This window comes from Aquabacterium humicola (assembly GCF_030167915.1).
In the GTDB taxonomy this organism is placed as follows: domain Bacteria; phylum Pseudomonadota; class Gammaproteobacteria; order Burkholderiales; family Burkholderiaceae_C; genus Pseudaquabacterium; species Pseudaquabacterium humicola.
Map to the genome: position 1 here is coordinate 20,113 of NZ_JARGNB010000015.1, position 8,194 is coordinate 28,306.

Below are 8,194 nucleotides of genomic sequence, written 5' to 3' on the forward strand. Positions count from 1 at the left end.
TCAAAGGACCTGCTGTATGCGAGGGTGCCCAAGGCGGCAACGGGAAGGCGTGCCGCTCAGCTTGCTGGGCAGCGGCTGGACAAGGAGACCGACGGCAAATGGTTGGCAGACGCGCTCAATGAGCGACTGAGAAACGGCGAAACGTTTGATCTCCTCGTCGTGGATGCCGTGCGCATCCCGCAGCAGGTTCAGGTGCTCCGCCAAAGCGGCTGGAGCGTGGTCCACGTCCATCTCGAAGCCAGCAAGGACACCCTCAAGCGCCGGTACTTCGCAAAGGCACAGGTCAGCAAGGGCGAGCTCTCGAGCTACGAGGAGCTGTCGAAGAACTGGACTGAGAGGCATGTCGACGAGCTCGGCCGCTTGGCGGATGTCGTGATCGACACCGACAGGTGTAGCGCGGACGACGTCTACGCCCGGGTGATCGCCCGCCTTCAACCACGCCCCGTCATCGCGGCGCCCAACGTCGACATTCTGATCGGGGGGCAGTACGGCAGCGAAGGCAAGGGCAACATCGCGCACTACCTGGCGCCTGAGTACGACGTCCTGGTGCGCGTTGGCGGTCCGAACGCAGGGCATCAGGTCTTCATTGGCGGCGACAAAGGTTCGTTCAACTTCCGCCAGCTGCCCTCTGGGGCGCTTGCCAACCGGGAGGCCATGCTGGTCATTGGGGCAGGCGCGGTGATCGGCCTGGAGGTGCTCCTGCGCGAGATCGCTGATCTTGCGCTGTCGTACGACAAGCTGATCATCGACCCCCAGGCGATGATCATCGAGACCAGCGACGTCGAGTGGGAGCGCAAGTACTTGGCAGGCGCAATCGGTTCGACCGCACAAGGCATCGGTGCGGCCACCGCTCGCAAGATTCTTTATCGCAGGCCAGACACGAACGTGCGTTTGGCGGGCGACATGCCGCAGCTACGCGCTTACCTGCGTGACACAGTGGAGTTCTTCGCTCATTGCCTGTCCAACGAGAAGAAGATTCTCCTGGAGGGCACCCAAGGCACCACCCTCAGTCTGCACCATGGTTTTTATCCCCATGTGACCTCAAGAGCGACTTCGGCGACGGGCTGCCTGGCAGAGGCTGGCTTGTCGGCACGTCATGTACGTCGCGTCATGATGGTGTGTCGCAGCTACCCGATCCGCGTTGGTGATTCGGTGGATGGCAACACTTCCGGGTACATGAGTCAGCAGATCTCGTTCGAGGAAGTGGCTCGTCGTTCGGGGATCCCCGCGGACACGCTCGTGAAGAAGGAAGTGGGTTCAGTGTCCGGGCGCCCGCGGCGCGTGGCCGAGTTTGACTGGGCACAGCTTCGCAGGTCGTTGCTGTTGAACGGTGCGACGGACATCGCACTGACCTTCGCCGACTACTTCAGCATCGAAAACAGGAAGGCGTTCCGCTACGAGCAGCTCACCGCCAAGACCCTGCGCTTCATCGAGGAGATGGAAAAGGTCAGTGGCGTGCCAGTGTCGATGATCTCGACAGACTTCAGCGAGCGCAACATCATCGACCGACGTATGTGGCCCGAACAAGGAAGAAGATGGAAGTCAAAGAGCTAGCGGCGCGGTACCCGACGTTCTTCCACATGGCAGAGCGAGATGCATGGCCTTCCATTAAGGAGAACGGCCTGCTCAGTACCAGCGCGGTGCTTGACCGCTACAAGGTCCAAGGAAAGCAGCGAGACGACCTCGAAGAAGGACATCGGCCTACCAAGATTCGAGTCGGTGACGCGGAAAATGGCATCGTGCTGCGCGACCAGATTCCGATGCCGCCATCCCGTCTGGCCGGCGCCCTTGTCGATGGGACCACCCCGGCTCAGTGGTACAAGTTCTTGAACGGTCGAGTCTTCATGTGGGCCCGAGAGGAGCGGCTGCTCGGCCTGCTGCGGGCGCGCCATTATCGCAACCTGGAGCATGACGTGCTCACCATTGACGCGGCGGCGCTGCTGGACGACTACCGCGACAAGGTCTGGCTCTGCCGAATGAACTCCGGCAACACCTGGCCGATGCCCCATCCGCGTGGCATGGGCGACTTCAAGCGAATCCATGACTACCCCACCAAGGCCCGCAGTGGCGCGCCGGCCAAGGAAGTGGTCGAGGTGGTCGTGGACTACGCGGTTCCGGACATCAGCAAGTACGTCGTGCAGGTCCGACGGATGAAGGGTGCAGAGGTCCTGCATGACATTCCGCGCTGACGCGCACCCGGAGGTGGAGATGACTCGGGAACTTGCCGTCGTCCTGCTCAGCGGCCCCATCGGCGTCGGAAAGACGAGTGTCCGCGATGTCTTGAGCCAGGAACACGGCTTCGCCAGTATCCGCTCGAGTGCCTACCTGCGCGAGCTGTCAGCAAACAGGAACAACTTGGAGTCGCGGGGAGATCTGCAAGTGCTGGGTGATCAGCTCGACCAGGAAACCGACTATCGGTGGGTGGTCGAAGTCGTGGCGGAGCCGGCGCTGCGCGCCGCGCCGCAGCAGACGCGCTGGTTGTTCGACGCGGTCCGCAAAGTGCGCCAGGTAACTCACTTCCGGGCCACCTACGGCAAGGCGGTCCTCCACGTGCACCTCGCTGCTGACGAGAAGACGTTGAAAACGCGCTATGACGCGCGTGCCGCGTCCCTCGGTGACCCAACACCCTACGAGCAAGCGATCATGCACGACAACGAGCGATGCGCGCGCGCGCTGGTCGGCTATGCTGACCTTGTCTTGCAGACCGACCGACAGAGCGCGCAAGAGCTGGCTGACCGCATCTTCCGCACCATCGCCGCGCGCGATTAGGCTGCACTTGCCTCGCAGAACGCGAGCATTGCTAACAGCGCAGCTCCACTGTCGACTCTCGCACCGCGAGTCGTGGCATGAGCACGCGCGTGTTTGTTTCGAGCTCCACTTGCTTGGAGCGAACCAGAGCAACTAGCGGCAGAATAGATCAACTCGCCCACTTTGTATGAGTCGCTCGACCGCGCCGAGATTATCTCGAAGGATTCCCCCATCGGTCTGCGCGAAGGCGGCAACTTGTTCCAGTTGGTCCTGGAACTGGGAAACTATAAACTCCCAGGGCACCGCAGAGGTTGCGGTTTGGATATCCTCAAGAACCCCTCTGGGGAGAGCTTGGATCAGCCAGTCATCGGAATTCTCATGAGTTCCAGATGCGGCGGTCTGATCCCTCAAGGCTTGGAGCGATCGACTGAGCAGGCCTGGTACGGAAGCTACAACTGACAAAGCGTACCCTGACAGGCGTTCCATATCGTGGAGGCCCATTTCATTTACACGATCGGTTATGGCCCTGCCCGGCATGCTCCACCTCACGCTTCGACGACAGGATGGCCTTTACGCCCAGCGGTGTCAAGCCTCTAATCGTGGGGTCGACTCTACTTGTCCGCATACTTTGCGAGAATTGCACGCTGGATCACGCCTGTAAGCCGGGGATCTTGGTCGTACTGTGCTTCTTGGCCGAGTTCCGTCGGCTTCACCAAGACACGCTTGAGCGCCTCCGCGCATGTCTCTTCGCCAAGAGCTCGGTATGCCTCCATCTGCTCTTCGCTGAAAAACTGATCCGCCGTAGTTTCGTGCGGAAATGATTCGGAACCTAGCCAATAGTTTCTGACGTCGACCTCCAGCCGCGCGGTGTTTCTGGTCGAGGGTTTCAAGTAGAGAATCCTGCCGCGAGGCAGGCCTTCTCCATAGTCAATATCCAGCCACGTCCATCCCCCATGGGTGGATTCCTTACCGTTTCGCGCAAGTGCATCGTCTTGGAAAGCCGACCATGTCTTACCCCGCTTGATAGTAATGCCAAGATCAATACTGACCCGACGAATGGCATTTGCAAGATCGGAAAAATCCCCCTGTGGGTCGCACGTCGCATCGACTAGAATTATTCTGCGACAACCGCGCCTAACGAGTTCGTACAGACCGAGGTTTTCGAAATGACCGCCATCGCTCAAATGAATCCATCGGGAAAATTTGGACCGTAGCCCCAGCATCTCGCGAAGGACAGTAAAGCCGGCTAGAGGAGGCTTGCCGCTGTGCACCGCGTCCGGATACATCGGATTGCCGATCCAAAGTCCCAGCCGCGCGTTCAATACGCCAAGAATGAAGGCTTTTATCGGATGAGTCGAACGGCCCGCAGTAGGTGACATCGCGGCCCCAGAGACCGCCATCGCGGTACCTAACGTGATGCCTTTCGCGGATTCCATCCGAGAAAAGTGACGAGTCTCTGCGTACCCGATTCCGCTTACTGGGCTGCCCGAATAGTACGGGCTAAACGTGAATGGCCATTGCCGCGGAACTCGCCCCTCGTGATCGGTATGACTCCTGCCATTCACCGCGGCGTTGAACAGAAAGATTGGAATCTCCCGACCGGGACGACAAGTGAGCCACATCATCCCCGGATCGTCATCATCGTCGGTGTCAGTGACGGGATGAGCCCGTCGAGAAATGAACTGCGATGCTAGGCCAACGGAATCTTCGGCCGAAACTGAGTCGCTGGGCGGCGGAGAGACCCTGGGATTCATCTTCGCCAGCCTTGAAGCACCAAGAAAGGTTCGAACGAGGCCCTCTTTGTAAAGGGAATGTAGCGAAAATCTATTAACGTTCACCAAGCGAGCCAACATCAGCGTGAGAATCGCGGTTACACCCAACGCGAACAGCATGTATGCCGCATGACCTTCGCTCGGCGCCGCAGAGAGCACAGGGAAGACTATGAGGCTCATGGCCCAAAGGAACAATAGGCCCGCGCCAAATAGTAGGGAAGGTATAACGCCGAGCAGCCACCACACAATGCCTAGCGCGGCAGTCACTGCCACCACTATCGAAGACAGTACCATCCCGCCGGCTTGGCGGAGTTGATAGCCATATAAGGAGATCGAGCTTACAAGGCACCAACCAATCGCGGCTGCCAGCATCCAGCCTCCCACACGCGCAGAAAACGCGCGGTCCATGTCCCGTTGGTATGGGTGGGTTAGCAGGGACCCGATGAGCTCTGACGTAGCCATCGTAGCGAGTACTGTGAGGGGTCCAAAAGCTACAATTGGCTCGAATTGCCGGTTAGCAGCTTGCTTCAGCGTGGGATCAATAATCCATACGATAGTCGCTGTGGTGACTAGAGTGGAGAGCGCTGCAGCGGCCACGACTGCGACGATTGGCGCGGGGCATCTAAATAGGTCTCCGGCTTGACCAACCGCGAGCGACAGCAGCCACTGGGCGCCGCGCGTGCTGAGAAGGTACGCTACCGCAAGTGAGACTACGGTTAAAAAGCCGGAAAACTGTAGCGCGATAACGGCGCTCCGCCACGTCGGTTCGACGAGATGTGCAATGGCGAAAATATCAAAGCTGGTCAGTGATTCGTAAAATACGGAGACCGCAAAGGTGAACGCTAATGAGACGGTCAGGGACCCCCAAAAGACTGTTGGCGGAATTTCAAACGGATACCTTGCGTTAGGCAGTGGCGATCTATAGAACATCGTCAGCCTTCGAACTAGTCCGGCAAATAGAGCGAGAAACAATGTCGCGGCCCATAGAGACCGAACCTGCAGCGACTCATCGATACTCGCTTTAGAAATAGCCAAGTGTATGGAGACAAGCGTATGTGGGAATATGACTAACACCATTGCCGCAAATGAGACCAGCAGCAGAATCGGAAGCCAGTTGGAGCCGTACGCTACAAGTAGAGCCCACACATCGCTCGACATGAATGATCCGATTCTTGGTGCCAAATAGGAGCTATGCCGTCTAATCCAACGGATAGGCCCTGGTTCAGTCCCTTGTCGGGTGAATATCTCGTCCTCAACGCCGTGCATGCCTTTCTCGTGACGGAACGACCAAGCTGCCAGCCAACTGGCGGCGTAACCTCCACCTGAGACAGACGACACGAAGTGGAAAATGGGCAAGACTCCCGTACGGGCTAGGGACTGGATTACTCCTAAGGAAAAGCTCGCACTCCTGATGCCACCGCCCGATAGTGCTAATCCCATGAAAGCGTTAGCGTGCACGCTTTCGTTCTGTACTTCGGTTACCTTTCCACCAGCTTGCTCAGGCCACCCCTCCCCCAAAATGACAAAGCGCCTATGCGAGGCCTCGAGAAATCGATCGACTTCTTCCTGGACTTGGGCGGGTAAAATGGATGTATAGTTGTGAAAGCCTCGAAAGGCCTCTGCCATTGCTGTGCCCAATTCTTCGCAAGTCGCTCCTGAACTGGGGCGGCTGACTATGCGGCAACAGGCAAGCGCCTGCACTAACATCTCTAGCGTGCTTGGGTCACCTTGTACTCGCGACTCGGTGCTCCGACTGTGCTCCAGCGCCGCGATGTGCTGGTTGAGTCGGTGAACGACTAGTCTGTAACAATAGGCTCGCCACTGATCTCGTGCGATTTCGTCTTGCCGCTGCATCCGCTTCGCGACTTCAATTGCTTCGAGAACGAGCACTTCACTGGGTCGATATGCAGTTTTGTAGGCTTGTTGTTGGAAAAATCCGATACGACGTAAGAGCGGTGACCTAGGCCACTGGAAAAGGGACATTCCCTTTCGCGCCAATCGACCAATACCTGCCACCACAGTACGAGCGAATCGCTTCACACACCCCCCAAACCGGCCAACATGTGTGGATAGCCTTCAGAGGTGAAGGCAAACCTCGTCGACCGAGCGGCCATCCTAAGCCGTCTGGCCCTTCTGGGGAATCTCGCACAGAGCTTGACGCCACAAACAGACCATCAAGGGAAGGGTGGCAAGGACCGAGTCTTGATGCTGCCGCAAAGTCTCGTTCCTGCAGTTTCGTGAGCAACTGGCTCGCGCGCACGCGCTTTGGAAGACGGACCACGTCAGGGGCAAGGGCGGCGGGGGCATGCCCGACGCACTGGATCGTAAGTAAGTATCCGCGAACGGCCGCTTCTGGCCGAGGTCCGACGCGGAACAGCCTTTTGCCGGAGGATTGATTCTCATCACGCTTGTTGATGGGGTATTCCTCTACTCGACTATTCGACCGACATGACGACCGAAGACGTTTGCGGCCGCTTTGCAGCGAGGTGCAGTCAGTCGAGCGAGCCGCACCAACGTCGACTAAACCCGCACCGGTCGTTGGCAGGCTCTGTCGACGGCCGAAGTGCTCTCGCTTCACGTCGCCTTGAATACGTGTTGCCAGTGGTACTCAAGGAACGGCAGCATGTCCTTGTCCGCCTTCGACGTCAGCCGAAGGTTCTGATGTACGTTCAGGTGTAGCGCATCGCCGGGCCTAAGTCTCGGACTGATGCGAACCCGGAACCGATCGTCGAACGTGATAAGCCCGCGATCGAAGAGCCTGTCAAGGTTGGGCGTTAGCAGTAAGCCGTTGGCCGCACCGAGACGTTCAGCAGGCGTCGTGCACTTGCTCCACGGCTTGATGTGACTAGCGATCAGGAGGTCATGCGCCCCGCATGATGTCACTGAACAACCGCCCCATCGCTTGATGAGTGCGTCGCGGAAGGGCCCCTGACCTACACGCGTCTTGATCATGGCATCGCGTTCGGTCTCGCTCAGATCCTCTACGAAGTCCTAGAACGCTGCGCTAAGGCCAGGGTCTTCGATGCCGGCGAACGGGTCCGGCATCGACACGGGCGGCGCCTCAATACCCCGCACAAGCAGGTATTCACCTGTGTGCGGATCGGCAATGTGGACATACCAAGGTAACGGATCTAGTTCACGAAACTTGACCTGCGAAGAGTCGTCGGCGGCATCGCCGATTGCGGTCCGCTTGCCGTCCAGCAGAATGACGCGTGTCGCTATGCGCTTTCGATGCGCTTCCTGGAGCGCTAGCTGGAAGTCGCGGGTGCGTCGAACCTTGATGCCGAGGCGGCTCTTCACACTTGGCTCGACTGTCCCACTCCCAAGCGCGTTGAGTTCCTCCTGCTGCGCTTTCGTGTTGCCGACGCATACTGGTGGATCGCTATGCCATTCGATCTCCTCGTGCCAGATGCATAGAGCGATGGGCTGCCCGGAACCACCGAATGACCACTTGAAGCTCTTGTAGACGTTCTCGTTTGGGTTCTCGAGGACGCGACCATTTCGATCCACAGCCCAGTCGGCGACGTCAATCCCCGCCTGCTCGACCCGTAAGCTCCCCCGTCAAGTAGACAGTTCAGAAGTAGAGACTTCCGCGTTGAACACCCTGGGCCGGAACACCACCGGTGGCACGTTGCCCAGGGACTCATGGGGCCGGCATTCGTTGTAGTCGACCA

Annotated in this window: 6 protein-coding genes; 3 read left to right on the forward strand and 3 right to left on the reverse strand. The window is 58.6% G+C overall.

What is annotated here, in order from left to right; genetic code table 11:
• The first annotated feature begins 24 nt into the window (after window positions 1-24).
• The 3 genes from P1K89_RS32205 to P1K89_RS32215 are packed head-to-tail and all read left to right on the forward strand — an operon-like array spanning window position 25 to window position 2,769.
• Entirely contained in the window at window positions 25-1,554 is a 1,530-nt protein-coding gene (locus P1K89_RS32205) for an adenylosuccinate synthetase (RefSeq protein ID WP_284620638.1), read from the forward strand.
• Window positions 1,536-2,189, forward strand: coding sequence for a DUF7002 family protein (locus P1K89_RS32210; RefSeq protein WP_284620639.1), 654 nt, complete (start codon window positions 1,536-1,538; stop codon window positions 2,187-2,189). The genes P1K89_RS32205 and P1K89_RS32210 overlap by 19 nt, the downstream gene beginning before the upstream one ends.
• Complete coding sequence (locus P1K89_RS32215; protein WP_284620640.1) at window positions 2,173-2,769, forward strand: AAA family ATPase; 597 nt, start codon at window positions 2,173-2,175, stop codon at window positions 2,767-2,769. The genes P1K89_RS32210 and P1K89_RS32215 overlap by 17 nt, the downstream gene beginning before the upstream one ends.
• Before the next feature lie 590 nt (window positions 2,770-3,359).
• Here P1K89_RS32215 and P1K89_RS32220 read toward each other — a convergent pair.
• From P1K89_RS32220 to P1K89_RS32240, 3 genes are all read right to left on the reverse strand, one after another.
• Window positions 3,360-5,678 (reverse strand): hypothetical protein, encoded by a 2,319-nt coding sequence (locus tag P1K89_RS32220; RefSeq protein ID WP_284620643.1) that lies wholly within the window; start codon window positions 5,676-5,678, stop codon window positions 3,360-3,362.
• A 1,416-nt stretch (window positions 5,679-7,094) separates the two neighbouring features.
• Complete coding sequence (locus P1K89_RS32235) at window positions 7,095-7,472, reverse strand: HNH endonuclease (RefSeq protein WP_284620641.1); 378 nt, start codon at window positions 7,470-7,472, stop codon at window positions 7,095-7,097.
• Between the two features lie 39 nt (window positions 7,473-7,511).
• Window positions 7,512-7,820 (reverse strand): hypothetical protein, encoded by a 309-nt coding sequence (locus P1K89_RS32240; RefSeq protein ID WP_284620642.1) that lies wholly within the window; start codon window positions 7,818-7,820, stop codon window positions 7,512-7,514.
• Between the last annotated feature and the right edge of the window lie 374 nt (window positions 7,821-8,194).